The organism is Nitrobacter sp., assembly GCF_051535215.1.
GTDB lineage: Bacteria > Pseudomonadota > Alphaproteobacteria > Rhizobiales > Xanthobacteraceae > Nitrobacter.
In genome coordinates, this window is the sequence record NZ_JBPPLY010000002.1 from 51,855 (window position 1) to 78,738 (window position 26,884).

The following is a 26,884-nucleotide window of genomic DNA, read 5'->3' on the forward strand; positions in this document are numbered from 1 at the left end:
TCGGTGAAATCAGGAGTGGGGCTCCATGATATTGATTTGACGCGTTTTCTTCACGCGAACGGTATCCATCCTCGGGTCAAGCCTTGAGGACGAGCTTCGCTCGAAAACGCTCTGGGGGCAGGGGGAGGCGGCGATGGCGGATCGCACCGGATTAAAGATCGTGGGCATTATCTTTGCGACCGTGACGCTGGCTGTGACGCTGGCGACCTGGACGGTGGTCAAAGGTTATGCCGACGGCGTGTACTCACTTGAGAACGGCACGCCGGCGCGTATAGCGGTTCGCTGAGCCGGGCGGAAAGGTGAGCGGCTTAGCCGCCGCCACCAAGACGCGCCTCGAGCGCCGCAATGCGCGTCTTCAGCGCCTCGTTGTCCTCGCGCGCGAGCCGCGCCATCTCCTTGACGGCTTCGAATTCCTCGCGCTTGACGAGATCGAGGTCGCGCATGATCTTCTCCGCCTGATTGCGGACCACCGCATCGACCTCGCGCTTGAACCCTTGCGCCGCGCCGGCCGCGTCGTTCATCAGTTTTCCAATCTCGTCGAAAAACCGGTTGCTGGTCTGGGTCATCTCACTGTCTCCGGTCGGCGGCATCGCCACGCGTCGACTCAGAGAATGGCAATCCGGCCCCGGCAGTTCAAGCCCGCTTGATGGTCCGCCATGCCGCAAAGCCTTGTCAGTGCCGGATTTCCTTGCAATCGTAAACGCCCGCGATGCGAAGTCCGACCTCAAGATGAATTGCCGATGATCGACCAGCAGATCGAGAGTTCCGCCCTGGAGGGCCGGTCCGCGCCCGTGCTTCACCGGGACCGCGCCCCGCCATCCCACACATTGTCCAGGCGGCCCGGCCTCTCCCCACGGGCTGGGAGAGGCTAGAAGTACCATGCCGTTTCTCCTCATCACCTATCCCGTCTTCGATCCTGTCGCTATCTCGCTTGGCCCGATCGCGATCCGCTGGTATGCGCTGGCCTATATCGGCGGCATCACGCTCGGCTGGCTCTATGCGCGGGCGCTGCTCAAGAGTGAAAAGCTCTGGGGCGGGCCTGCGCCAGTCTCCGTGCTGCAACTCGACGACTTCATCCTGTGGGTGACGATCGGCATCATTGTCGGTGGCCGCACCGGCTATGTGCTGTTCTACAACCTGGATTTTTTCATCCGCCATCCGGCCGAGATCTTCGAGATCTGGAAGGGCGGCATGTCGTTCCACGGCGGCTTCATGGGCTGCGTCGTTGCGGTGATCCTGTTTTGCCGCAAGCACGGCCTGCCGATGCTCTCGCTTGGCGACGTCGCCACCGCGGTCGGGCCGATCGGCCTGTTTCTCGGCCGCATCGCCAACTTTATCAACAGCGAATTGTGGGGCCGCCCGGCCGACCCAAATCTGCCCTGGGCGATGGTGTTTCCGAATGGTGGCCCGCTGCCGCGGCATCCGAGCCAGCTCTACGAGGCCACGCTTGAAGGTATCGTGCTGTTCACGATCCTCGCGCTGATGATCCGGGCCGGCGCGCTGAAGCGGCCGGGACTGGTTCTCGGCAGTTTCATCACGCTCTATGCGATGGCGCGCATTACCGGCGAATTCTTCCGCGAGCCCGATCCGCAACTCGGATTTCTCTGGGGCGGACTGACCATGGGAATGCTACTGTCGATTCCGATGATGATTGCGGGGCTTGCCGTTATGTACGCCGCCTGGTCGCGTGGTCCGCGAGCGTCAGGCACTCAAACGATTTCAAACCCCGACCCTTCCCAAGGCTGATCCCAAGCTGTTTTCAAGGCTGATCGTGACTGAAATTTCTCCGCTGCTGGCCGAGATCAAGAAGCTGATCAAGACATCCGGCCCGCTGCCGGTCTGGCGCTATATGCAGATCTGCCTGACCCATCCCGAACACGGCTACTACATTTCGCGCGACCCGCTCGGACGCGAGGGCGACTTCATCACCTCGCCCGAGGTCAGCCAGATGTTCGGGGAACTGATCGGATTGTGGGCCGCGTCGGTGTGGCGCTCGATGGGCTCGCCGGCCATGCTGCGGCTGATCGAACTCGGGCCCGGCCGCGGTACCCTGATGGCGGATGCGCTGCGCGCGCTGCGCGTGCTGCCGCCGATGTACGACGCACTCCGTGTCCATCTGGTCGAGATCAATCCGGTACTGCGGGAGAAGCAGAAGGCGACGCTGTCCGGCGCGCGGGATGTCGAGTGGCACGCGAGTCTGGATGAAGTCCCCAAGGGACCGGCGATCATTCTCGCCAATGAGTATTTCGACGTGCTTCCTGTCCATCAGATGGTCAGGCATGGCGACGGCTGGCACGAGCGCGTGGTCGACGTCGACGGCAGCGGCCAACTCGTGTTCGACGCCGCGGCCGCGCCGACGCCGCGGTTTGACGCGCTGCTGCCGCCGCTGGTGCGCGCGGCGCCGGTCGGGGCTATTTTCGAATGGCGGCCGGATGCCGAGATCATGTCCATCGCAACCCGCCTCCGCGATCAGGGGGGCGCCGCGCTGATCATCGACTATGGCCATGTGCGCAGCGACGCCGGCGATACCTTTCAGGCCATCGCAGGACACAGCTTCGTCGACCCGCTGAAATATCCCGGTCAGGCCGACATCACCGCCCATGTCGATTTCCAGGCACTTGCCTGCGCCGCCGAGGATGTCGGCGCCCGTGTGCACGGACCGGTGACGCAAGGAGCATTCCTGCAACGGCTCGGCATCGAAGCCCGCGCCGTCAGCCTGATGGCGAAGTCCAGCCCTGAAGTATCGGAGAATGTCGCAACCGCGCTGAAACGCCTGACCGAAGGCGGCCGCGGCGGCATGGGATCGATGTTCAAGGCGATCGGCATTTCCGATTCCCGTCTCACCGAACTGGCGGGGTTGAGCGATCAGGAGCGCCGCGGCGGGATCAGGGCGCCATGACCCTCGCATCCTCGCCGCTCTCCGCCGTTTCCGGCTTGCGACACGCCTTTTTCACCCGCGAGGGTGGCGTCTCCCAAGGCATCTACGCGAGTCTGAATGCCGGCATCGGCTCGCAGGATGATCCGGCACATGTCGCCGAGAACCGGCGGCGCATGGCGGAAGCCATGGGCGTCGCGCCGGCGAATTTTCTCTCTCTTTACCAGGTCCACTCGCCCGACGCCGTGATCGCCGATGACCCCTGGGACGCGGCGTCGCGTCCGCGCGCCGATGCCATCGTCACGAGAACGCCGGGACTTGCGATCGGGGTCACCGCGGCCGACTGCGGTCCGGTCCTGTTCGCCGATCCGCGAGCCCGTGTCATCGGCGCCGCACATGCCGGCTGGAAGGGGGCGCTCACCGGTGTTCTGGAAAAGACCGTCGATGCGATGGAGACGCTGGGCAGCCGACGCTCCGACATCTCCGTCGCCATCGGTCCCCTGATCCGGCAACGGAGCTATGAAGTCGGCGCTGAATTCGTCGCGCGATTTATGGAGACGGATCGGGCGTATACCGCGTTCTTCATTCCGTCGGAGCGCGACGGCCATGCGATGTTCGATCTCGGTGGTTTCATCCGGATGCGGCTGGAGCACGCCGGCGTCGAGACGATCGACGATACCGGCATCGATACCTATTCGGACGAGCGATTCTTCAGCTATCGCCGCTCGGTGCATCGCAGGGAGCCGGATTTCGGCCGCCACGTCCATGCCATCGTGCTCGAAGCCGAATGATTGAGCGAACCGGGCGCAGCCGAACGAAATCAGAACGTCGTTGCTGGCAAGCGGATTCTTTGCGCTGCCCGGACGCTCTGCCCTAGACGTTAACGCGTTTTAACGATATCGCTCGACGAAACGGGGACGTCAGCGAATGCCTTTCAAGAGCTTCCGCGCCGTTGCGCTTCTGGCGGCGCTTTGCGCGCTGGCAGGATGCGCGGCTGGCGGCAACGGTAGCGAATCCTTCGCACAGGCCGGCAGCGGCGCGACCGTTGCTTTCGATTCCGTCGACGGTCCGCCGCCGCAGGTGTTCGACCGCCTCGTCAACATCCTCAATTCGGAATCCCAGCTTCGCAATCTCTCCGTCGTGTCGCGCGAGGCAACTGCAGCCTATCGCGTGCGGAGCTATCTCGCGGCCGAGGTCAGCCGCGGCCGCACCACCATCGCCTGGGTCTTCGATGTTTACGATCGCAATCAGAACCGCGCGCTACGCCTGAGCGGCGAGGAACCTGGTGGCAAGGCCGGGCGCGACGCGTGGGCTGCCGCCGATGACCTCACCCTGCGCAAGATCGCGCAGGCCGGGCTGAGCGGATTGAGCAGCATGGCGAATGGCGCCGCTCCGCCGCCCGTCGCTGAGCCGGCTCCATCGCAGCCTCAAGAGCCGGCGATTGCCAGCGCCGAGGATTCGGCGGGGACGGACGGCGGACAGGCGGGAGCGCTTGGGTTCGCCGCGCAATAAGGCCATCATTTTACGCCGGAATCCGCGATCCCCGTATTGCCAGGGTTGGCTACTCCTTGATACACCGCCTCCGTCGGGGTCGCAGAGGGTCTCTGGAGTCGGGATGTTGAACGTTGTACCCACCACATCGCGGGGAGAAGCGTCGATGTCCGCCAAAAACGGCGCCGTCAAGCTGGTTGCAGGCAATGCCAACCCGGCGCTGGCGCGGGAAATCGCCAAATGGCTGGGGCTTGAACTCACCAAAGCCAGCGTGCGGCGCTTCGCCGATAACGAGATCTTCGTGGAAGTTCTCGAAAACGTGCGCGGCTCGGACGTCTACGTGATCCAGTCGACGTCGTATCCGACCAACGATCACCTGATGGAGCTTCTGATCATCACCGACGCGCTGCGCCGCGCATCGGCACGACGGATCACGGCGGTCATTCCCTACTTCGGCTACGCGCGGCAGGACCGCAAGGTCGGTTCGCGCTCGCCGATCTCGGCCAAGCTGGTGGCGAACCTGATCACGCGCGCCGGAACCGATCGCGTGCTGACGCTCGATCTGCATGCGGGACAGATTCAGGGCTTCTTCGATATCCCGACCGACAATCTCTACGCCTCACCGGTGATGGTCCGCGATATCAAGGAGCGGTTCGACCTCGGCAACCTGATGGTGGTGTCGCCGGACGTCGGCGGCGTGGTGCGCGCGCGCGGCCTTGCCAAACGCATCAACGCTCCGCTGGCGATCATCGACAAACGCCGCGAGCGCGCCGGCGAATCCGAGGTCATGAACGTGATCGGTGACGTCGCCGGTTCGACCTGCATCCTGATCGACGACATCGTCGATTCCGGCGGCACGCTGGTCAATGCCGCCGACGCGCTGATCGCCAAGGGCGCGAAGGACGTCTATGCCTACATCACTCACGGTGTGCTGTCCGGCGGCGCCGCGGCACGCATCGCCGGCTCGAAATTGAAAGAGCTGGTCATTACCGACTCGATCCAGCCGACCGATGCCGTCAACAAGACCGCCAACATCCGCCTGCTGTCGATCGCCGGATTGATCGGCGAAGCGATCAACCGCACCGCCGCCGAACAGTCAGTGTCGAGCCTGTTCGACTGAGTCTTGTCCTCGTGAAAGCGGCAGAGACGCGGCGGGTCTATCTCCGAAGTGCGCGTCGTGGCTCGCCGCACCATAGCGTTTCGGGCGAAGCATGTCTTCGGGCTCGACCCGGGGAGGGATACCACGTGAAGAAGTGCGTCGACGCGAAACCGCAGAGCTTCGCTGCTGATACCAACAGAAGCAAAAATTCTCTAGGATGGCTCCTCGCGGAATGACTGCAGCATGGCTTCGGCAATTTCCTTTTCCGGGAGCGGGCGGAAGAACGACATGTCTCCTGCTGTCGCAATCTCGCGAGCGATCTCCCTCACGCAATGGTAATTGGGGCGTGAGGAGAAGTCGTGCATGCCGATGATCGCAGTCGGACTGCAATGCAGCACGATCTGCGCGAAGCATGCGACCCTGAAGCGGCCGTCGACGAAATAGAGATCGGCCGTCGTGCTATGCGGCATTTTCCAGATCGCAGAGTGGTAGTCCGGCCAGCGCGATTTCATGGAGGGATCGGTCGGAAAGCCCCATTCTCCGGTCGGACCGATGTCGATAAATACCAGCTCGGGCCGGGTTCGACTCGAAGCGCACGCGGTTCTGACCCGATCGAGCCAGTCGCGCGACGAGTCGACGGAAAGTATCGAGCTCTCGACATGCTTCGACGCGACGACGGTGCTTCCGCCGGCTCCGAATTCGACATAGCTGCGGCTGTTTCTGACGAACGACAGGAACAAAGCCGCTTCCTCTGCTGACATCCTCGGCAACAATGATCGCTTCCTTTCGACTGCGGTCATGCAGATGACCAGCGCTTGCCGCTCGAGCTATTGTCGTCCGATGCTCTCATACTTGAAGCCGGCCGATCGCACGTCCTCAGGCCGATAGATATTACGCAAATCCACGATCACCGGCGTCGCCATGTCTGTCTTGATCCTCTCAAGGTCAAGCGCGCGAAACTGCCGCCATTCCGTCACGATCACAAGCGCATCGGCGCCACGGGCGCAGGAATAGGGATCGTCGCAATATTCGATTCCGGAAAGTTCCTTCTTCGCCTGCTCCATGCCGACGGGATCGTGAGCTCTGACCTTGGCCCCGAAATCAAGCAGGCCGGCAATCAGCGCAATCGACGGAGCTTCACGCATGTCGTCGGTATCGGGCTTGAAGGTCAGGCCCAGCACGGCGATGGTCTTGCCGCGAATGTCATTATCGAGCGCGCCCGCGACCTTTCGCGACATCGTGCGCTTGCGTGTCTCGTTGACAGTCAGCGTCGCCTCGACGACGCGAAGCTGCACGCCGTAATCGAGCGCGGTCTTCGACAGCGCACGGGTGTCCTTCGGAAAACAGGAGCCGCCATAGCCGGGGCCGGCATGCAGGAATTTGGCGCCGATGCGATTGTCGAGTCCGATGCCCCGCGCGACGTCCTGCACATTGGCGCCGACCCGTTCCGCAAGGTCGGCGATTTCATTGATGAAGGTGATCTTGGTCGCGAGGAAGGCATTGGCGGCATATTTGATCAGTTCGGCGGTGCGACGGCTGGTGTAAAGTATGGGCGCCTGATTGAGATAAAGGGGGCGGTAGATCTGGCCCATCACTTTCCTGGCCCGCTCATCTTCGGTGCCGACCACGATGCGGTCTGGATGTTGGAAGTCGCGGATCGCTGCGCCCTCGCGCAGAAATTCGGGGTTCGCGACGACTGCGAAGTCGACCGCCGGATTGGTTTCCCGGATGATGCGCTCCACCTCGTCGCCGGTCCCGACCGGAACGGTCGATTTGGTGACGACTACGGTGAAGCCTTCCAGGCGTGCGGCCACTTCGCGCGCTGCGGCACGCACATAGCTCAGATCTGCATGTCCGTCGCCGCGCCGGGACGGCGTGCCGACCGCTATGAATACGGCGTCCGCATCGCCGATGCTGGAGAGGTTGGTCCCGAACATCAGCCGACCCGAATTGATGCCGGACTCGATCAGCTTGTCGAGGTCGGGCTCGAAGATCGGAATCCTGCACTGGTTCAGCGCCGCGATCCTGTCGGCGTCCTTGTCGACGCAAGTGACGTCGTGACCGAAATCGGCGAAGCAGGCCCCGGACACCAGGCCGACATAGCCGGCCCCGATCATCACAATACGCATGGCGGTACGGACCCAGGTTCCCGGTCGCAAGATAGAAAAGTCATGCTGTTCCCTGACGAGCCGTGATCGCGTTATCCGCTGAGCCCGACGCGTTTTGCTGCATAGCCTCGCGCCAGGATCGCCCGCCACCACGGTTGCTCGTTGACATACCAGCGGACCGTCTTTTCGATGCCGCTTTCGAAATTCTCTTCTGCCCGCCAGCCGAGTTCACGCTCGAGCTTTGATGCGTCGATGGCATAGCGGCGATCATGGCCAGGGCGATCGGCGACGAAGGTGATCAGGTCGCCGTGCCTGCGCGTAACCTCCGGCGCCATCTCATCAAGCAGGTCGCAGATGCTTTCGACCACGTACAGGTTGGTGCGCTCGTTACGCCCGCCGACGTTGTAGGTTTCGCCTACGGCGCCATGCTCGAGCACCAGCGCCAGCGCCTTCGCGTGATCCTCGACATAGAGCCAGTCGCGGACATTCCTGCCGTCGCCATAGACAGGCAGCGGCTCGCCGGCGAGGCCCTTGATGATCATGTGAGGGATCAGCTTTTCCGGAAAGTGATAGGGCCCGTAATTGTTCGAGCAATTGGTCACGAGCGTCGGCAAGTCGTAGGTTTCACGCCAGGCGCGGACAAGGTGGTCGGACGAGGCCTTGCTTGCCGAATAGGGCGAGTTTGGCGCGTACGCCGTAGCCTCCGTGAAGAAGCCCTCATCGCCGAGCGAACCGAAAACCTCGTCGGTGGAGACATGAAGAAAGCGGAATTTCTCGCGCTTTTCAGGCGAGAGCGAGCGCCAGTAACGTAACGTTTCCTGCAGGAGCGTGAACGTGCCGATGATGTTGGTCTGCATGAATTCGCCGGGGCCGTCGATCGAGCGGTCGACATGGCTCTCCGCGGCAAGGTTCATTACCGCGTCGGGGCGGTATTTCTCGAAAAGATGGCGCAGGCCCGCGCCGTCGCAAATGCACTGCTTCTCGAAGGCGTAGTTCAGGTTCTCGTTGGCGCCGGGCAGGGAGTCGAGGTTCGCGGCATAGGTGCACTTGTCGATGTTGACCACGCGAGCGTGGGTCGTTTGCAGAAGATGACGAACCACAGCCGACCCGATGAATCCCGCGCCGCCGGTGACGAAAATGGTCGAAGCCTTGAAGCGCATCGTCGATCGCCTCCGTGAACTGGAATCAACAGTCGTATGAAAGGGCAACGGACTTCAGGTATTCGCCGTAGCTGCTCTTTGCGTTCTTGTCGGCGGCTTTCTCGAATGCCTGAAGCGAGATGTAGCCCTGACGCAGCGCGATCTCCTCGGGACAGGCGATGCGTAAACCCTGGCGCTGCTCCAGAATCTGAACGAAGTGGCTGGCCTCGACGAGTGAGGAGTGCGTACCGGTGTCGAGCCAGGCAAAACCGCGCCCGAGCACCTCGACATAGAGGTTTCCGCGCTCGAGATAGACGTTGTTGACGTCTGTGATCTCGATCTCGCCGCGTGCGGAGGGTTTGATGCGGGCCGCGATCTCGACGACGTCGTTATCGTAAAAATAGAGTCCGGTGACGGCTATGTTGGATTTCGGTCGCTTCGGCTTCTCCTCGATGGAGAGCGCGCGTCCGGTGTCGTCGAGTTCGACAACCCCGTATTGTTCGGGAGCGTTGACAATATAGCCGAACACGGTAGCCCCATTGTTGCGGGAGGCCGCCGTCGATAACATGCCCGGCAGCCCGTGGCCGTAGAAAATGTTATCACCCAATACTAGCGCGACCGAGTCCGAGCCGATAAAGTCGCGGCCCACGATAAAAGCATCCGCCAGGCCGCGCGGTGTTTCCTGCGTGGCATAGGCAAACCGCATGCCGATCTCGCTGCCGTCGCCCAGCAGGCGGTGAAACAGCGGCTCGTCTTGCGGCGTCGAAATAATAAGAATCTCGCGGATGCCGCTCAGCATCAACGTCGAGAGTGGATAGTAGATCATTGGCTTGTCGAAGACGGGCAGGAGCTGCTTTGAGACGACCGTCGTCACCGGGTAAAGGCGCGAGCCCGTCCCGCCGGCAAGAATAATCCCCTTCATGGCCCCTCACATATATCGGCGATAACATAACATATAGTGTTAAGTTCGCAAGTTTGTTATCAATGAGGAGCTGGCATAAGTTAATAAATTCAAAGTGACATGAAATGAATGTTATTGAGACGGACGTTCCTGACGTCATCATCATCGAGCCGCGACTGTTCGGCGACCAGCGCGGTTTTTTTCTCGAAACCTATCAATTCCTCCGTTACGCCGAGTACGGCGTCAGACGTCCGTTCATCCAGGACAACCTGTCCCGCTCCGCCCGTGGCGTGCTGCGCGGTCTTCACCTGCAAAATCCGCTGACCCAGGGAAAACTGGTGACCGTACTGCGCGGCAAGGTGCTGGATGTCGCAGTCGACGTGCGCGTCGGCAGTCCGAATTTCGGGCGTCACGTTGCCGTCGAACTGAGTGAAGAAAACAGGCGCCAGCTCTGGGTCCCCCGAGGCTTCGCGCACGGCTTCGTCGTTCTCTCCGAGACCGCTGACTTCTTTTACAAATGCGACGATCTCTACAGTCCGAAGGACGAGCTCTCGATTCGCTGGAACGATCCCGCGATCGGCGTCGACTGGGGCGTGGAGGCTCCATCGTTGTCGGCCAAGGACGCGGAGGCGCCGCTGCTGGCCGAGGTCAAGAACCTACCGGTCTATGGGCAGGTCTGATGCGGATCTTGTTGACAGGCGCCAGCGGTCAGGTCGGCGGGGCGCTGCGGTCGTTGCTGGAAAAGGGCGGCACGCTGATTACTCCCTCACGCGCCGAATTCGATCTGTCAAAGCCGGAGACGCTTGCGAAGACGCTCGACTCTTTCAGACCCGACCTCATCGTCAATCCCGCGGCCTATACCGCGGTGGACCGCGCCGAGGACGAGCGGGAGCTTGCTTTCCGGATCAATGCCGAGGCGCCTGCCACGATCGCGGCGTGGGCCGCACGTCAGCGTGTGCCGCTGGTGCATTTCTCGACCGATTATGTCTTCGATGGAACAGAAGACGGGCCGTGGCGCGAGGATAGTCGCACAGGCCCGCTTTCGGTCTATGGCGCGAGCAAGCTCGCCGGGGACCTCGCCATACGGTCCGCTGGCGGACCGCATCTGATCGCGCGCACCTCGTGGGTTTACGCCGCGGGCGGAGCCAATTTCCTGCGCACCATCGCGCGGCTCGCCGGCGAACGCGAGGATCTCCGCATCGTCGCCGATCAGGTGGGCGCGCCGACCACCGCAAGCGCAATCGCCGATGCCATTGCCGGCATCGTGCTGCCGAATGCGACGAATCTCGAACGGTCGTTCGCGCGCAGCGGCGGTATCGTCAATCTCGCTTGCACCGGCGAGACCAGTTGGCACGGCTTCGCCAGCGCCATCGTCGCGGGGCTGAAGTCGCGCGGCATGAAGCTCGCAGTCAAGACGATCACCCCGATTGCAACGGCGGATTTCCCGACGAAGGCCATACGGCCCGGCAATTCGAGGCTCGATCTGTCGCGTCTGAAGGACCGGTTCGGAGTGACTACGCCGGCCTGGCAGGATGCATTATCGGCGGAGCTTGATAATTTTGTCACCTTGCAACGCGAGCGTGCGGGTTACTAACCTTTCGGCACCTCGTCAAAACCCCAACGGTAAATCGTGCCCACGTGGCGGACTGTTGTAGCGAGCGTTCCGTCGCCCGGGCGGCCAGGCCAGGCCGCCATATGGAATGCCGTCGCGCGACAGTTGCGGATTGTAGGCTGGATCATCGTTGAGCACCTCGCCCCAGCGTGCGCGCAGCAGGTTGAGTTCATGTTCGAACCGGTCTCGCCGGTCGGCGCGGTTATCGTTACCCCGGCTGGCGGACTCGGCGTGAATCAGCTTCGCGTGCGGCGTAAAGACGATGCGTTTGCCGGCCTCGCGCAGGCGCAGGCAATAGTCGACGTCGTTGAACGCCACGGCGAAGCGGTTTTCGTCCATTCCGCCGACCGCAAGATAATCGTTTCGCCGGGTTGCAAGGCAGGCCGCAGTCACCGCGCTGCATTCGTGCGCCACGAGGAGCTGATCGAGAAAGCCGGGGTCATCGCTGACTCGGTCTGTGCATGCGTGCGCAACTGAAAAGTTCATGCCCAGCACCACGCCGCCGTGCTGAACGACGCCGCCGGGCAAGGTCAGCAGCGCACCGACTGCGCCGACGTCCGGTTCACCCAGGCGTGTCAGCATCTCCTCGAGCCAGTCATCGGAGCTTGCCTCGATGTCATTGTTGAGGAGGCAGAGAATGTCGGTATCGACTTGTGCGGCGGCGCGATTGTTGAGGCGTGCGAAATTGAACGGCCCCTCGATCCGTAATGTCCGGACGCCGCGTCGTGGCAGATCGGCAAGAAAGTCGATCGTTTCCGGATGGGCGCTGTCATTATCGACGACGAGGATATCAGCGCGACAGCGTCTGATCGCGGGTGCAATGCTGTCGAGGCACGCGCGCAGCAGCGATACGCGGTCGCGCGTCGGGATGATCACGGTCGTCCGCTGTCGCGCGAAGGGTCGCCTGATTCGAACCGCGGGAAAGAAATTGCCTCGCTGGTCGGTGACTTCCGCATCAATTCCGCGCGCCCGCAAGTGCAACTGGCTCGCGGCGGACAGCAACCGGCCGGCTTTTGTCCGATCGAATCCCGGCATGGTCGCCAACGCTCCGGGCAAATGAAGGACATCCGCCTGTTGCGGCCCGGTCCGATCCAGCAAGCCATTGAAGAGGCGGTACAGGGTATCCGGCCGGGCGCCGAGCGCGGCGATCAGGGCATCACGCCGGACTGCGAACAGATGCGCGCAATACCCTTGCTCGAGCATTCTTTCATAATCGAACGCCGGAAAGGCAAGCGGCCAGAGGCGGCCGTCATCAGAAAGAAAGTCGAGGTCGCCATAGATAGCCAACGCATTTTGATGCGCATCGAAAGCAGCGGCGATCCGCGCCAGCGCATTCCGCTCCAGCGCCACACCCGCCATGGCCACCACGATGTGGCTCGCATCGGATGCGGCATCGTGCAGAAATTGCAGCATGGCATCACTGTCGATCAGGAGCGGCTGACCGTCGATCGCGCCCGCGGTCCAGTTCTGGTTGCTCTGGGTTTCCAGCGTAGACAGCGTTTGTTGCGCGCCATCGCTGCCGGCGATCACGACCGCCAGCCGAAGCGAACTTGGCTGCGGCTCTGGTAAGGGAAAGCGGTCGCGCCAGTCGGCATAGTCGTGAAGAGGCAGCGAGGCGGGAATGAGCTGATCGTATAGCTTGCCGCGCAGCCGTTCGGCGTCGTAACCGCCGATAACGTCGATCATTCCGGTGAGGCCATCGGGAAACGCAACGAAGACGGCTGTTGCCGGAATCTGTTCGCCGTCTTCCCGCCGCAGCAGGATTCGATGGACGCGGCCGTCGGCAAAGCGCTGCGGGACATGGAAATCGAAAGCGCGAACGTTGCGCGAAGCCACTCCCTCGGCTTCGCCGCCGATGTGAGTCCAGGCCGCGGCGCGCAACTGTGCGGCTGATTCTCCATCGACGATTGCTTCCAGCGTGACGGCAGCTTCGCTGTCGATCCAGCCCTGAAAGTGCAGACCGCCCAGCCAGCGCAGCTTGCACGACCGGCCAAGACGGACCGGAGCCGCGTTCTCAAGATCGATGGGGTGGCCGACGGGAGTTCCGAGATTGGCGAGGCGCGCCGAAAGGTGGCGGGCGGAACGGAGCAGATCGAGATCAATGGCCACCGCAAAGCCGCATGTGTTGCTGTGGTCCTGCTGACTGCATTCCGGCGTGAAAACATCGGCATGCGCCGTCTTCAGCACCAGCCCGTCAAGCAGGATGTCGACCGTGAAGCGGCGTTCCGGAGCTCGCGGATCGAACACGAAACCTGACACCGTGCCGTCCTCGCCGAGCGCGAGCCGGCTGACCAGTCCCGGCTCGGCGATCGGCAGTTTGCGGGCTGGTATGACGCGCGTCATGCTCCTGAACGCTCGATCCATTCGATGACGGCATCGACCAGGTCTCGATCGTCCGCGTCCGCCGGGATCGCAAGATCCTGCTTGCGCGGTTTGACCGATCCGGCAGACCAGTCGCGGTATGCGACAGGTATCGTGGCATGCCTCGCGGTTTCGATGAGAGGATGGCCGAAGGTCGGCTCCTCGAAATCCGTGAGCAGCCAGCCTGGACGATGCGGCGCGATCACATCGCCGATCTCGCCGGCTGTAACCGCACCCGTCACGAAAACATTCGCGTGGGACATCAGACGATCGTCGTCAGTTGTCGTACCGGCGATAATGATCGATGTGGATGGCTCCCGCCGCCCCAGGTGCTGCGCCAGTCTTCGTATCAGGCGAAACGACGCAGGCGAGGGGGCCGAAGGCACGATCGCAAGTGACTGGCGCTCACCGCGAACCTGCAGCAGCGTCAGCGGAAGGGTTGGCCAATCCTTGAGAACGATTTTGCGGTTGGGCCAGCAGACCTTCGCAAACGCCCTGGCCGCCTTGCCGGGGGCAAAAAACGGCGTTTCGTCAGCAAGCTCGATGATAGCTTTGCCGAGGTCGCCTGATGTCACCCATGGATTGATGGGAAGGCCAAGTCTCCGCATCAGCGCGACCAACTCCGGCAACGGATTCGGCTCGATGATCTCAACGCGAGCAGGATGCAGCCGGGTCATGATATCGGCGGCCTCGGCGATCGCCGCTTCGGTGTCGAAACTCAACTGAACGGTCTGTGGGCTGCTCCCGTCGGCCGCCTTGAGATGAACGACGTTACGCTCCCGCAGCAGGAGAATGGCGCGCTCGCCACGCTCGCGGAGGTGGCTGGCCCGCTCCTCGGCGACGGCAGCGACGTTTCGCCGATTGCCGAGAATCAGCACAGAGGACTCAGAAGACCAGCTCAGTGTGCGATCGAGCCTTGCACGCGCGGGTCGCAACGGGTCCGCAGCCTCGAACGCGCGGCATTCCCGTCGGTAGTCGGGGAATCGCTGATCGAGGATATCGAGATTGCGGAGCACCAGACTTCGCTTTTCGCTCCGAAAGGATTTCGAGCCATGATGTCCGACATAGACGGATGATGCGCAGACGTTGCGAAAACCCTTGGCGCGTGCGCGCAAGCAAAGGTCGACGTCCTCGAGATAGCCTCGCTCGAAGTTGTCCGAGAGGCCGCCAATGGCGGCGAGACAGTCGCGTTTAATATAGAGACAGAAGCCGATGCCACTCGGCACGTCCGTGACATCGCCGGCGTTTGCGATGCTCGCGACGCGGTCGATGTCGACAATGCTCTCATAGCTTTGCATCGGATTGAGATCGTTTGGCGTCGGAAACGAAAAGATGTCTCCGTTGTTCGACAGCGGGGTGACTGTTCCGATATCCGGCGCAGAGTGCGCCGCGTCCGCCAAGCGCTCGACGAACCCCGGCGGGACGACGGTGTCCGAATTGAGCAGCACGATATCGCCCGCGGGTATGGTCTCCAGCGCGCGATTGATTGCACCGACGAAGCCGAGATTGATCTCGTTCACGAGGCAATCAATCGTGCCGGCCGCAGCCAACTCCTTCAGATGACGCTGCAACTCCGGTTCGGGCGTGGCATCGTCAACCGCCAGAATGCGGAAGGACTGTCGTTCGGCCGATGCGCGCGCCTTGATGAGGCTGTCGAAGCAGTCGAGCGTGGCCTGAACGTCCCGGTACACCGGAACGATGACGGTGGGCGCGGTGATCTCGGATCGTTGCGCGGCGGATCGGCGCGCGCCGGTTCGGATACCCGGCGGAGCCGACAGATTGGGAGCGAGCCGGCGAACCTGAACGATCTCGCCATCGCACGCCAGTATCAACGTCTGAGGTGTGCGGGACGGTGGGCGCCGAACGAGAAAAGCCGTCGCCTGAACCTCCATGCCGGCCAGCGGATGAAAGGAATTGGGTTCAAGCGTGTTGGTAAGAGTGCCGTTTTCAACCGCAAGGCTGACTTCGATCGTGGTCGGCGTGGTCCAAGCGACCCAGCCGGTCACGTGATTGTCAAACACCGAACAGGCGGTCCAATGCCGATCCCCCGCACGGCGGAGTTCTTCGATTGCGGCTCGCAGGATCACCGGATTGCTGTCGCGGCCGATCAGATTGGCTGCTGCGGCTTGCCGGCGGTCGTCCGTTGCCCAGGCAAGCATCCTGCGGTTGGCGGCGAGATCAGATGGGTCGATAAGGAGCGCTTCGGCGAGGTCGGCCATGGCCGCCTCCATGCGTTTCAACCGCCAGTTCGCCTCCGCGCGGAGAACCAAGCAATGCGCAGCCGATGCACCGATCCGGCAACGCCTGTCGGCGTATTTGAACGCCGCGAGAAAGTCCTCATCCCTGATTGCTTGCGCGGCCATGCGTTCGAGCTTGACGTGCGAGCCAAATCCGGCACGAGCCTGAGTATCACTCGCGGTCCCGAGGGTCATCTGGCATTGTCCTGACCAGTGAACGCCTGACCTGTGCCTCGAAGCGGCTGCTGGCCTCCGGAGGCCGATCCGAAAGCGGAAACCAGCGGTTTATCGGGCCGCACTCGCCTGACGCTGCTGACTGCGGAAGACCCTCACCCGCGCAGAACCGCCAGACTTGCGCGGTATTGCAGGTGCCGCGACCTGTTCCGCGGTTGCCGTATGCTCGATGCCGATGCGAATACCGACCAGTGGTTCGCGGTTGGTCGGACCCGACAACACCACGCGCCTGCCGACCGCGCGGAGTGTTGGCGCATTCAGGAAGCCTGCCTCGGCGACAAACCTCAGGTCGTCGGAGCCGCTCATTTCGAGAACGACGGCGGTAAGGGGGAGAGCCCGGCCGCGAGTACCGGCATAGGTGCCAAGCGGCACCATCTTTCCGCTGCCGGACTGACCATTGGCGAACTGGACCGCGTAACGGATATCGACGCCTGCGGGCTTGTCCGGCCACTCCAGAGCCACGCCTTCCACGCGCGAGGGTGCGGTCGGCCCCGCTATCCACGCATTGGGGCCGACGACAACGTCGCCGCGACCCGCCACATGGCCGAGCACTTTCAGGCCGTCGGTTGCAACATCCGTGGGAATCCTCGCGCTGTTGTTCTCACCGAATGCTGCGGGTGCATGGCCAGCCTGGATCTGTTCGACGCGTACGATAGCGGCTCGCGAGCCACCCAGTCTTGCTGGCTGAACCTGAACCTGCAAAGTGCCGGGCGTGTTGACCCGCACGACAAGGCCGGAATTGGGCTGCCACAACGTTGGCTCGGTCGCATCGGGATGCAGGATAATCTCCATGCGCCGCTCATGCCCTTCGGCGGGGGCGACGACTACGTGAGGCGGCGAGACGGCGTCATCGGCACTCTTGTAATTCACAAAGAACAGCCCGCGGTCGAGACTCAGCACTTTCTGTTGCTCAGCGTCGTTTGTCGTGCCTCGAAACAGATCCACCTGTCATCTCCTTCAGCCGTGCCGCTTCATCGTGTGCAGTCGGCGGGTGTCGAAAAGTGCTGTCATGATACAGCCGAGCCGACGATCGATCAGTTGCGCCGATCCGGCCCGCGCTCATCACTTCGCTTCTCAAAATTGCCTGGCGCCGATCCTGTCGATCTTTCTCGCAGTCAACCCTTCTCGCATCGGACGAGACGGACCAAGATTCTCTCCAAGACGTCCATGACGACCGGTCATGATCGGGAATATCAAACCAGCAAGGCGGTTGATCTCGTCGGCGAGAGAGATTGCCGGATGTTTTCAGCCTCCACGCTCAACGATGCGGCCATCTTGCGTAATCTATCGTTCTCATTTCTCAGCAGTGTGATGGTATCTGCGATACTCTCGGCAGTATCCGGCAGGCTCTCAAAGCCACTCCAATCCGGATGCAGGATTTGCGGCGAGTAGTCGGAAGGATGTTGTGTCAATTTGAGGCTCATCGCGAACGCCCTGCGTTTCGATTGTATTTTACACCATATAGCGACTTCGGAATTTTCACGCAGCTTCAACTTCGACGACTTTTAGGGCAGGAAGATGTCAGACGGAAGTCACGCTCGATGATTGAGGCTCCCAATTCATTTGGAACTTGTCAACGCACGATAAATTAGACGAGGAATAATTGGACGAGATTGCTATTGAATGGTTCGCTGGCGAAAGTTTTTTACTTAAAAGGCAACGCACACGCTCAGCCGAGATGTCATATCGATGAAGATTTTATTCGTTCACAACAATTTCCCTGCGCAATACCGCAATCTCGCGGCGGCGCTGGCCACCGAGCCGGGTTTCGAGCTTGCGGCCGTCGGCGCATCGAGCGCGCAGCCGATGTCTTCGGTCAAGTTGATTAAATATGCACTTCCTGATGCCGATGTCTCCGGAACGCATCCATTCGCGAGACGCTTCGATCTTGAGTGCCGTCGGGCCGAGCAGGTCCTCTACAGCCTTTCGACCCTGGCGACTTCCGGCTTTTCACCGGACGTGATCCTTGCGCATCCTGGCTGGGGAGAAACATTGCCGTTACGCACCATGTTCCCCAGGGCAAGGCAATTGGTCTATTGCGAGTTCTATTACGGTGCCGAAGGACGCGACATCGGGTTCGATCCGGAATTTCCGGTGTCCGGTCGGGACGGCCATATCGGACTGCAGCTCAAGAATGCAACAACCTTGCTAGCACTCGCTGACTGCGATGTCGGAATTTCGCCGACATATTGGCAGCAATCGACTTTTCCAAGGCATTATCAAAGCAAGATCGAAGTTGTTCATGAAGGAATTGATACTTCACGCGTGCGCCCTGATCCACAGGCGCACCTGACACTTCCAAACGGCCGGCGGGTCGGCGCCTCCGATGAAATCGTGACGTTCGTCGTGCGCAATCTCGAGCCGCTCAGGGGCTACCACATCTTCATGCGCGCGCTTCCCGAAATTCTGAGGCGCCGGCCCGACGCGCAGATTGTCATTATCGGCAGGGACGGATTGTCTTATGGCCTCCCTCCGCCGACGGGCAGCAACTGGAAGTCGATCTTTCTGGAGGAAGTGCGCGATCAGCTGGACATGTCGCGCGTTCATTTCATGGGCGGCGTTCCATACGATACTTTTATTGCAGCACTTCAGGTTTCATCCGCTCACGTCTATCTGACATATCCCTTCGTGCTGTCGTGGTCGGCGCTGGAAGCGATGAGCGCTGGCTGCCTGGTGATAGGATCCGATACCGCGCCGGTGCGCGAAGTCATCAGTTCCGGAGACAACGGCCTGCTCGTGCCATTTTTTGCCGTTGACGAACTGGCGGAAAGGGTCGTCCAAGCGCTTCAGGAACCTGACCGCTTTTTAGCAATCAGAAAGGCAGCCCGCCATTTTGTCATTGAGCACTATGATGCTGCGCGCATCTGTGTTCCGCGGATGCGTGAGCTTCTGGATCTGAAGGCGCCCGCGACGCCAGCCCGGCGAAACGTCTGGACGGGGCGCCCCGCGTCCGAATGGCCGGCGGCCGTCAGGCGCCCGTCGCGAAAATCGTTCGCTCCGCTCGGACTGGAAATGTCAGATGCGGAAGACCAAAGTCCATCCTGCTCAGGCGATGATTAACGGGAAGAAGAAAATTCGCTGGCCTGACCCGAAGGTCCATCTTGCCACTCGGATCAAACATCTCCTGTCGATCAGGTTTCCGATCCATTTGCAGGGACGTTTGTCACCTCCGTCAGATCGTCGATCGTGCAAGCCGCGCCTGAAAAGTCATCGTCGCTGAAATAGGCGCTTCGTGAGATCAGGACAGGAATTCCAGCGCCTATTGCTGCAGCCAGACCGATGCCGGAGTCCTCGATAGCGAGGCATTGCGGCGCGGGCAGTTTCAATTTTGAGAGCACCTTCAGATAAACGTCCGGCGCAGGTTTCTTCCTTGTCACCTCGTCGCCGGCGGCAATGGCCGCAAACCACTGCTCCCAGTCCTTGCCCAGCGAGGCCGAGAGCAGCACATCGATATTGTCGCGCGAGGTTGTCGTTGCAATTGCCAGAGGCTGGCCGCGCCGCCGCGCCGCATCCAGCAAAGCACGAATGCCAGGCCGAAGCGGGCAGCCGCCCTGGGTTATCAACTCCGCATACAGCCTGGTTTTGACCTGGTGCAGTTCGGCGATCTGGGAGTCCGACAATAGCGACGGTTGGCCGTCTCGGGCGTGGTCGAACGCGCGGATACGCTCCTTTCCTCCCGCCACCCGGAGCAATTTCTTGTAAGCCGCGCGATCCCAGTGCCAATCAAGGCCGGCTCCGGCGAAAGCGGTGTTAAACGCCTGACGATGAGCCTCCTCGGTTTCGGCAAGTGTTCCATCGACGTCGAGGATCAGGGCGCGTGCTTCAATAATCAACGCCCTGATGCGATCAGGGGGCAAGTTCGTGGCAAACGTTTCGCTCATTTTCCCAACATTCCGAAAAGCCAGTTTTCCAACAGGTCCGCTCGCGATGTCCAGAGCAGGCAGGGGATCGAACGGCGGTCGCCCGCATCACAATCCGGTTTCGGCGATTTGGGCAATTCATTATTCTTTGGATAAGCTGAAAGCATTTTTTATGACACCAAACGGGGCGTTAGCCCAGTGAGGCATGCCGAAGTCATTTCGCTATGGCCGGACGGTTTTAAGTGGTGATTGCTCCCTGCGGATAACACCACATTTGCCGGCTATGCTCGTGCAAGCTGGAAATCCAGGTCCTCGCCAACAGATGGGTTTCATTGCGGCCACCTCATGCGAGCAAGCGTGCAAACGGCGCATGAACAGACACAAGTTGGACGAACAAATATGACAGACAAAAACGAAAACGGATTTCGCTGTTTGACCAAATTCCTAGCCTGCTGTTGCGGCATTTTGAATTGTTCCATTCGATTTGACTCGCATTCAGCCCAGGGAAGGCGCACACTTATAAGACCACCACGAAGGTTGTGGCTCTGATAGAGGTCAGGAAGACGCTGTGCGCGCTCCGCCTCTCCAAACGAGGGAGCAACGCCAATGAGGGTGCGACGTGATTCTATTCAACTTAAGCCTTTGAAGGACCGTCTGGTCGAGTTTGCGGCCAACGCCCGCAAGGCGGCGCATGAACTGCCTCCCGGCGCACGCAGGGATGAGGCGTTAAGGAAAGCGCGTCAGGCGGACGCGGCAGCTCATATCGATGCGTGGGTGAATTCTTCGGGGCTGCAAACGCCGAAGTAGGCGTCGTTTCGTGGCGCGCCTCGCTGCGAGCTCAGGTCGTTCTGAGATCGCGCTGCTGTTTGGGGTATGCGAGTCTCGACGACTTGAAGTCAGTCTATCTGACGGTCGTGCCGGAAGCTGGAAAGTCTTGCCTCCGGAAAAATTTCCGGGCGCCGCAGGACCGTGAGAGATCAAAGAGAGAGCCATTCCCTTTTCAAGGGAATGGCTCGAGGCGAAGCTTGGAAATCATCAAGCCCTGTGTACTGCCGTTACCTTGTTCGCAGCCATACGCCGTCAGGATGATCCACATCGGGGTGATTCGGCTGTGACCTGATTAACACAGCATCTTTTGACGTTCGGAAACCGATCACGTCCGAAGCTCACAAGAGTACGCGTTAATGGATGTCGGGTCGGACTTCATCCGGCGAGGACGCGACGGGGAACGGTCTACGAGTTCGGCCGGTTGTTAGGAACACAGCCAGGGAGAAAAACGATGCCTTACGCGCTATTCGATCGCGATCGACGCATCGGTGCATTCACGGCGACGGAACTGGATGCCTGGAGGGCGGCGTTGCAGGCCGGCCTCATTTCGGATCTTCCTGTCGCGGACGAGCAGGGCGGTCAGGTCTTGCCGCGCGGGCTTCATGTGAAGCGGGTGGACGAGGATTTTGCGCGGCCGGAGTGGAAGCACCGGGCCAAAATTTTTTGAAGCGGGGCTGATGCAGGTTCCCGAGTGGTCCAACTGCGTCGGAGCCTGTTTGGCCCAACCGAGTCGCGGAAAGTTTGCAGGCGGCGCACACGGCTTGACGCAGATGGAGCGCTCTGGACGTTGCAAGATATCGATCGCAAGCCGGCGAAATATGTCTTGCGTTACAGCATAATATGGGTTTCCTTCGAGCGAAGGTTTCTTGACGGAGAACAAAAATGACGGCTCCATCATCGAAGGGTGTGGCCGAAGACGATCTGCGTCTTATTGCGCTCTCGCTCATTTCCGAGACGCCGCGTCGTGGCTACGAGATCATCCAAACCATCGAGAAAATGACGGCCGACTGGTTCTTGCCCAGCCCGAACGTCGTTCATCCGATGCTGGCCAGTCTCGTGGAATCCGGTCATCTGACCGCGTCTGTCGATCCCCCCAGGCTCTTCACGATCACCGATGAAGGTCGCGCCTTTCTCGAGCAGAACCACGATCGCGCCGCTGCCGTTCTCGGACGCCTGACTGCCCTCGGCGAACGCGTCACCCGCTGGCGACAGGCGCTTGGAATGGCGGAACGGCTGAAGGAGGCCGATGCAGACGCCACGGAAGGCCTGCTGGACGTCCTCGCCCGCGCGGCTATGCCCAGGAAATAAGACCTCTGGCGGCCACACCTATGCGGTCTTCGATCAGTCTTTCTGCTCCGGAGTGAAACGGGCAGCGAGAGGCTGGTCAGGACGTAGGCAGTGCATGCAATGCCGTTTTTTCAAACGGCTCTAGCGGCCATGACGGCTCGCTGGTTTTCATCAGGATGCATACCGCTCCGCTTCAAGTGCGTTCCGGCCAGCTTCGCCTTTGATTCCGGTCTTAAAACGTCAATGCCCGGCGTAAAGCCGGGCATGACGATTGGATCGAGATTAACTGCGCGTCCGGCTCATTCTCTTTGCAGGGTATGAGTGAAGTACCACAGCGTGCCGTTGAGCACCATCGCGCCCAGGATATTGCCGATGGTGACCGGGATCTGGTTCCACACCCACCATTCGTAGATGCTTACATTGGCGCCCGAGAGGATGGCGGTCGGGAAGAGCCACATGTTGACCACGGTGTGCTCGAAGCCCAGCGCGAAGAACATCCCGATCGGGATCCACATCAGCACCACCCGGCCTACGGTGCTGCGGGTGGCTTTGGACATGACCGATCCTAGGCTCACGAGCCAGTTACACAGCACGCCCTTGCCGATGGCGGCGCACCAGCCGACGATGCCGTAATGGATGTAGCTCACCTTGGCTTCGGCGGTCTTGGCGATGACCTTGAGCATGGCGTCCGGCTCGATGGATCCACCCTTGGTCAGTGAGAACCACAGCAGCCAGGCAAAGAAAATACCTCCGAGGAGGTTGCCGCCAAGAGTCCATGTCCAGTTGCGAACCAGTTGGAACGGCGTGACTGTTCCGGCGTACATGCCGATGGGCATCGTCGCGAAGCTGCCGGTCGCCATCTCCAGGCCGAGAAAGCTCAGCGTTACGTAACCGGCCGGGAATACAAGTCCGGCCACACCGAGCGGGATGCCGGCGGCGACCATCGCGAAGGTCACGCAGGCTCCGTAGGCCAGAAAGGGCGTGCATAGAAAACCGCGGATGAGAAGATGAATGGTGCCGAACTTGGCCTTCTTGGCGGCGTCCGCGGCAAGCGCGGCCCCCATCTCCGCCGGCGGTACCGTTTCGATTACAACGCTGGCGTTCGCATAATCGGCCATCGCGTTCCCCCCTGTTGATTTTTCCCGATCACCGCCCTTCAGGCGGTCCCGTTATCACTCAAACGCATATCAGACATCTGCATACCGTGCAACGGTACGTCCCATTCCGCTCCCCGAGATTTCATCGGCGGAGTTGACAGGCGTGGGGAGGGCGCGCTCGACCGGTCAGACGCGTGCGGCCGATTGCAAGCGACGCAGCAAAGTGCGTCGCGCCGATATTGATCACTCGAAGGAGCGGACGGCTTACTCCGTGAAGGCCTCGATCTGCTCGTTGAACCAGTCGAGATCCTTCTTCCAGCCGGCATTCTCCGGCGCACGCCTGACAACGCTCTCCATGGCGGCTTGCCCGTGCCGCAGCGCGGTCAGCGCATTGTCGCGATCGTTGGACCGGCGATACATCTCGGCAAGATGTCCCTGACTTACAGCAACGCTGCGCTGCAAGTCGACGTTGCCGGGATCGGCGAGCGACAGCCGCTCGAGAATCGCGAGTTCTTCGTTGAAGGATTTCAGCGCCTCGTCCGGCTTGCCCTGCGCTTCCAGCGCTTCGCCGATACGAGCGTAGGACACCGTCAGATCGCGCTGCCAGACAACGTTGCTGGGGTCGCTTTGCGCCAGTCGTTCCCTGATCGCAAGCGCGTTGCGATAGGATTTCAGCGCCTCGTCCACCTCGCCCTGCGCCTCCAGCACGTCGCCGATGCAATCGTGCGACACCGAAAGGCTGCGCTGCCAATTGGGGTTGCCGGGGTCGTTGCGCGCCAGCCGCTCTCTGATCGCGAGCGCGTTGCGGAACGACTCCAACGCTTCGGGCAGACTGCTCTGCGCTACCAGCACGTCGCCGACTTTCTCGTGCGACACCGACAGGTCGCGCTGCCAGCCAGTGTTGCCGGGGTTGGATTGTGCCAGCCGTTCGGCAATTGCAAGCTGGTCGCGAAAGGCTTGCAGCGCGTCCGCCATTTTGTCCTGGGCCAGCAGCACGTCGCCGATGCGATCGTAGGACACCGCCAGGCCGCGTTGCCAATCGGAATTATCGGGATCGGCGGTTGCCAGCCGCTGCCTGATCGTCAGCCCTTCATGGAAGGATTTCAACGCGTCGGGCAGGCTGCTCTGCGCGACATGCACGTCGCCGATCTTGGCGTGGGACACCGACAGGTCTCGCAGCCAGCCGGCGTTGTCGGGTTCGGCGCGCGAGAGTTGCTGGGCGATCTCAAGTCCCGAGCGGAAAGCTGTCAACGCGTCGGGCAGCTTGCCCTGCGCCACCAGCACGTCGCCGATGCGATCATGAGAGAGCAACAGGCTGCGCTGCCAGCCGGTGTTGTCGGGATGGGCCTTCGCGAGCCGCTCCTTGATCGTCAGGCCGTTACGCAGCACCTCCAGCGCCTCGGGCAGTTTGCCCTGCGCCATCAGCACCTCGCCGACGCGATCGTAGGACAGCGTCCGATCGCGCTGCCAGTCGTTGTCATCTGTGTCGGCGGCACGGGCCAACTGCTCAGTGATCTCGAGCTGGCTGCGGAAGGCTTCCAGTGCCTCGTCCAGCTTGCCTTGCGCCATCAACGCTTCACCGACCTTTTCGTGCGATAGCGACAGACTGACCTGCAATTCGGCATTGCCGGGGTTCGCCTTCGCCAGCCGCTCGGCGACCGCGCGCTGGCTCCGGAAGGATTGCAGCGCCTCGGGGAGCCTGCCTTGCACCGCCAGCACGTCGCCGATCTTCTCGTGCGACAATGACAGATCGCGCTGCCGCTCCTCGTTACCGGAATCGGCGTTTGCAAGCCGCTCCCTGATCGCGAGCCCGTCGCGATACGATTTCAGCGCCTCGGGCAACTTGCCCTGCGACACCAGCACGTCGCCGACGCGGTCGCGTACAACCGACAGGCTGCGCTGCCAGCCTGCATTGTCGGCATCGGTGCGAAGCAACTGCTCGAACGCTGCTCCGACTGCATTCAAGATAAGCTGGCGGGCCTCGGGAGAGACGTGACGTTCGATCGCTTCGTCGAGATTGAAAAGAAAGCGCTCGGCCACATGCGCGCGGACGGAGTTGTCGGGGTTGTCGGGCAAGCGGCTGATGTCTTGTGCGGCTGCTGCCGGAGTACCGGCGGCCGGTGAAATTGCCGCATCGGCAAGCGCGCGCGTGGCGCCTTGCAGTTCCGCCTCGCTCAAGGATGAATCGCCATAGTATCGGGCAGTGCGTGCGGCGTCCTTGCTCGCCAGCAGATGCACCATCGTTTCAGACGCGCGCAGGGGATCGTCCGGCGGCAGGCTCAGAAGATAGTCGGCGATCAACAGATGCAGTTGGGCGTTGGAAAGGCGAAGCCCCGCCAGGCGCGAACGGGCGGCGGCCTGCGCCTGGGGATGGTTGAAATCCCACTGTGCGAGCGCGCCATGCTGTTGAATCTGACTGCGGAATACGCGGCACAATGCGACGAAACGTTTGTCGTCCCAGGGTTCGCCGCTGACTTGCGGCAGCAGTTGACGAAAATCGCTTTCTCGCCATCCCGAGCGGCTCGCGGAGAGCAGGCCGATGAACGCCGACGCAAAAGGTGCGCCCAACGTTGCCGAAGCGCTGTCGAACGTTGCGCGATAGAGGCGCGGAATATCGGTTGGCATGCTCCCGACGCTGTCCATCATCGCATTCTGCAGCCGTTCTCCCGGATCGCCGGAATATTCACGCTGCATGTCGGCGAAATACTCGGTGTCGAGCAACTCCAGTTCCTCGATGGCGAGTGTCAGCCACAACGGATTGCCGAAGGCGGGGGCGCCTGCATGTTTCTTGTCAAGCAACGCACCGATCACTTGCGGTGAGATTTTGCTTCGATGGCGCTTGATGAGGGTGTCTGTGATGTCACGCGCCTCCGCCGCGTCCAGCGGCGGCAAAGTCAAAGATTCCACGCCCGAACGCTCGACCAGCGCCTTGGAGGCGCCGCCGGCAATGGCGGTGGCGACGAGACGCACATTGATCGGCCACGGCCGCGGCAGCCAGCTCGTGAATTTTCCGCGCGCGCTCTTGTTGAACCGGTCGATCGCATCGATCAGAATAACGACGCGGCGCTGCGATGACATCCGCGCCACCAGCGAGGCGAAAGCCCTCTCGACAATCTCGGGTTCGATATTCGTGGCGAGATCGACGTCGCCGACCTCGAGCGCATTGCCGAGTTCGCTGATCCAGCGGCGCAGCATGGCGTCGATCGATGAGGCCTGCGGAGTGGCGCCGGCCGCATGTGCGAGCACAAAAGCGTCGGTTTCCCTGGTGCGGCGAAGAAGTTCGCCGAACAGCGCGCTCTTGCCCGCGCCGGGATCGCCGATAATACAGATGCCCCAGGGCGGACCTTCCCTCGTTGGAGAAAGGGCTTTCGCAGGAGAGGTACAGAGCTCGGTGACGCGCGCGATGACCGACTGCCTGCCGACGAAGTCGCGGGCGCGATCGTTGGCAAAGGCTTCGAGCGCGCTGCGCTCCGCCTGCATGTCCTCGATCGTGCTGCTAACGGATACCGGACGCGATTGCGACATCGTAGGGGACCTCATTGAACAACTGATTTTATAGCATCGTCATGGAATTGGACAAATCCGGCAGCTTCGTCGTGTGTCAACCAGGAGACGTCGAGGTCGAATCCACGCTGACGCGCTGCACGGTCGGCACGAGAGACCTTGATCGGCGCCCTCGTGAAGGTCCTCCATGGCGCATTTGACGGTCACATTCAGACGACGGTCCGAACGTGCGTCGTGCAAAGGCGACGCCT

Annotated in this window: 23 protein-coding genes; 11 read left to right on the forward strand and 12 right to left on the reverse strand. The window is 61.5% G+C overall.

From position 1 onward, the window contains the following. The first annotated feature begins 133 nt into the window (after positions 1-133). Positions 134-286 (forward strand): hypothetical protein, encoded by a 153-nt coding sequence (locus ACS3WB_RS02920; RefSeq protein ID WP_438274076.1) that lies wholly within the window; start codon positions 134-136, stop codon positions 284-286. Positions 287-308: 22 nt separating this feature from the next. Here ACS3WB_RS02920 and ACS3WB_RS02925 read toward each other — a convergent pair whose 3' ends face one another. Further along, on the reverse strand, positions 309-566 hold the full coding sequence (locus tag ACS3WB_RS02925) for an accessory factor UbiK family protein (protein WP_438274354.1): 258 nt from the start codon (positions 564-566) through the stop codon (positions 309-311). A 313-nt stretch (positions 567-879) separates the two neighbouring features. Between ACS3WB_RS02925 and lgt the strand changes: the two genes are divergently transcribed. The 5 genes from lgt (at position 880) to ACS3WB_RS02950 (ending at position 5,486) form a co-directional block, all read left to right on the forward strand. Further along, complete coding sequence (gene lgt, locus ACS3WB_RS02930; protein WP_438274077.1) at positions 880-1,746, forward strand: prolipoprotein diacylglyceryl transferase; 867 nt, start codon at positions 880-882, stop codon at positions 1,744-1,746. Between the two features lie 25 nt (positions 1,747-1,771). Next, positions 1,772-2,899: a class I SAM-dependent methyltransferase gene (locus tag ACS3WB_RS02935; RefSeq protein ID WP_438274078.1), complete on the forward strand. Its 1,128-nt coding sequence runs from the start codon at positions 1,772-1,774 to the stop codon at positions 2,897-2,899. Then, the gene (gene pgeF, locus ACS3WB_RS02940) at positions 2,896-3,666 is read left to right on the forward strand and encodes a peptidoglycan editing factor PgeF (RefSeq protein ID WP_438274079.1); all 771 of its coding nucleotides are present in this window, start codon (positions 2,896-2,898) and stop codon (positions 3,664-3,666) included. Before ACS3WB_RS02935 ends, pgeF begins: the two co-directional genes overlap by 4 nt. Positions 3,667-3,802: 136 nt before the next feature. Beyond that, entirely contained in the window at positions 3,803-4,387 is a 585-nt protein-coding gene (locus ACS3WB_RS02945) for a hypothetical protein (RefSeq protein WP_438274080.1), read from the forward strand. A 145-nt stretch (positions 4,388-4,532) separates the two neighbouring features. Next, complete coding sequence (locus ACS3WB_RS02950; RefSeq protein WP_438274081.1) at positions 4,533-5,486, forward strand: ribose-phosphate pyrophosphokinase; 954 nt, start codon at positions 4,533-4,535, stop codon at positions 5,484-5,486. Between the two features lie 191 nt (positions 5,487-5,677). Here the strand turns inward: ACS3WB_RS02950 and ACS3WB_RS02955 are convergent, their stop codons facing one another. From ACS3WB_RS02955 to rfbA, 4 genes are all read right to left on the reverse strand, one after another. Next, positions 5,678-6,226: a hypothetical protein gene (locus tag ACS3WB_RS02955; protein ID WP_438274355.1), complete on the reverse strand. Its 549-nt coding sequence runs from the start codon at positions 6,224-6,226 to the stop codon at positions 5,678-5,680. Positions 6,227-6,292: 66 nt separating this feature from the next. After that, on the reverse strand, positions 6,293-7,594 hold the full coding sequence (locus ACS3WB_RS02960) for a UDP-glucose dehydrogenase family protein (protein WP_438274082.1): 1,302 nt from the start codon (positions 7,592-7,594) through the stop codon (positions 6,293-6,295). A 71-nt stretch (positions 7,595-7,665) separates the two neighbouring features. Then, the gene (gene rfbB / locus ACS3WB_RS02965) at positions 7,666-8,733 is read right to left on the reverse strand and encodes a dTDP-glucose 4,6-dehydratase (protein WP_438274083.1); all 1,068 of its coding nucleotides are present in this window, start codon (positions 8,731-8,733) and stop codon (positions 7,666-7,668) included. Positions 8,734-8,758: 25 nt separating this feature from the next. Continuing rightward, positions 8,759-9,634 (reverse strand): glucose-1-phosphate thymidylyltransferase RfbA, encoded by an 876-nt coding sequence (rfbA, locus tag ACS3WB_RS02970; protein WP_438274084.1) that lies wholly within the window; start codon positions 9,632-9,634, stop codon positions 8,759-8,761. A gap of 104 nt (positions 9,635-9,738) precedes the next feature. Between rfbA and rfbC the strand changes: the two genes are divergently transcribed. Both rfbC and rfbD read left to right on the forward strand, forming a co-directional pair. Then, entirely contained in the window at positions 9,739-10,293 is a 555-nt protein-coding gene (gene rfbC, locus ACS3WB_RS02975) for a dTDP-4-dehydrorhamnose 3,5-epimerase (RefSeq protein ID WP_438274085.1), read from the forward strand. Then, on the forward strand, positions 10,293-11,207 hold the full coding sequence (gene rfbD, locus ACS3WB_RS02980; RefSeq protein ID WP_438274086.1) for a dTDP-4-dehydrorhamnose reductase: 915 nt from the start codon (positions 10,293-10,295) through the stop codon (positions 11,205-11,207). The genes rfbC and rfbD overlap by 1 nt, the downstream gene beginning before the upstream one ends. A 15-nt stretch (positions 11,208-11,222) precedes the next feature. Here rfbD and ACS3WB_RS02985 read toward each other — a convergent pair whose 3' ends face one another. From ACS3WB_RS02985 to ACS3WB_RS03000, 4 genes are all read right to left on the reverse strand, one after another. After that, positions 11,223-13,568 (reverse strand): glycosyltransferase family 2 protein, encoded by a 2,346-nt coding sequence (locus ACS3WB_RS02985; protein ID WP_438274087.1) that lies wholly within the window; start codon positions 13,566-13,568, stop codon positions 11,223-11,225. Beyond that, complete coding sequence (locus ACS3WB_RS02990) at positions 13,565-16,018, reverse strand: glycosyltransferase (RefSeq protein ID WP_438274088.1); 2,454 nt, start codon at positions 16,016-16,018, stop codon at positions 13,565-13,567. Before ACS3WB_RS02990 ends, ACS3WB_RS02985 begins: the two co-directional genes overlap by 4 nt. Before the next feature lie 90 nt (positions 16,019-16,108). Continuing rightward, a complete protein-coding gene (locus ACS3WB_RS02995; protein ID WP_438274089.1) occupies positions 16,109-17,002 on the reverse strand; it encodes a hypothetical protein in 894 nt (297 codons plus the stop codon). A gap of 248 nt (positions 17,003-17,250) precedes the next feature. Then, positions 17,251-17,481 (reverse strand): hypothetical protein, encoded by a 231-nt coding sequence (locus ACS3WB_RS03000; RefSeq protein ID WP_438274090.1) that lies wholly within the window; start codon positions 17,479-17,481, stop codon positions 17,251-17,253. Positions 17,482-17,746: 265 nt separating this feature from the next. On the opposite strand from ACS3WB_RS03000, the gene ACS3WB_RS03005 reads away from it, so the two are divergent. Next, positions 17,747-19,117: a glycosyltransferase gene (locus tag ACS3WB_RS03005; protein ID WP_438274091.1), complete on the forward strand. Its 1,371-nt coding sequence runs from the start codon at positions 17,747-17,749 to the stop codon at positions 19,115-19,117. A 71-nt stretch (positions 19,118-19,188) separates the two neighbouring features. Here ACS3WB_RS03005 and ACS3WB_RS03010 read toward each other — a convergent pair whose 3' ends face one another. Beyond that, positions 19,189-19,938, reverse strand: a complete 750-nt coding sequence (locus tag ACS3WB_RS03010; protein ID WP_438274092.1) for an HAD-IA family hydrolase — start codon at positions 19,936-19,938, stop codon at positions 19,189-19,191. Between the two features lie 1,258 nt (positions 19,939-21,196). On the opposite strand from ACS3WB_RS03010, the gene ACS3WB_RS03015 reads away from it, so the two are divergent. Together ACS3WB_RS03015 and ACS3WB_RS03020 are read left to right on the forward strand one after the other, a co-directional pair. Continuing rightward, the gene (locus ACS3WB_RS03015; protein WP_438274093.1) at positions 21,197-21,412 is read left to right on the forward strand and encodes a hypothetical protein; all 216 of its coding nucleotides are present in this window, start codon (positions 21,197-21,199) and stop codon (positions 21,410-21,412) included. Between the two features lie 215 nt (positions 21,413-21,627). Continuing rightward, positions 21,628-22,053, forward strand: coding sequence for a PadR family transcriptional regulator (locus tag ACS3WB_RS03020; protein WP_438274094.1), 426 nt, complete (start codon positions 21,628-21,630; stop codon positions 22,051-22,053). A 278-nt stretch (positions 22,054-22,331) separates the two neighbouring features. Here ACS3WB_RS03020 and ACS3WB_RS03025 read toward each other — a convergent pair whose 3' ends face one another. After that, positions 22,332-23,150, reverse strand: a complete 819-nt coding sequence (locus ACS3WB_RS03025) for a formate/nitrite transporter family protein (protein WP_438274095.1) — start codon at positions 23,148-23,150, stop codon at positions 22,332-22,334. Between the two features lie 243 nt (positions 23,151-23,393). After that, entirely contained in the window at positions 23,394-26,654 is a 3,261-nt protein-coding gene (locus ACS3WB_RS03030; protein ID WP_438274096.1) for a tetratricopeptide repeat protein, read from the reverse strand. Between the last annotated feature and the right edge of the window lie 230 nt (positions 26,655-26,884).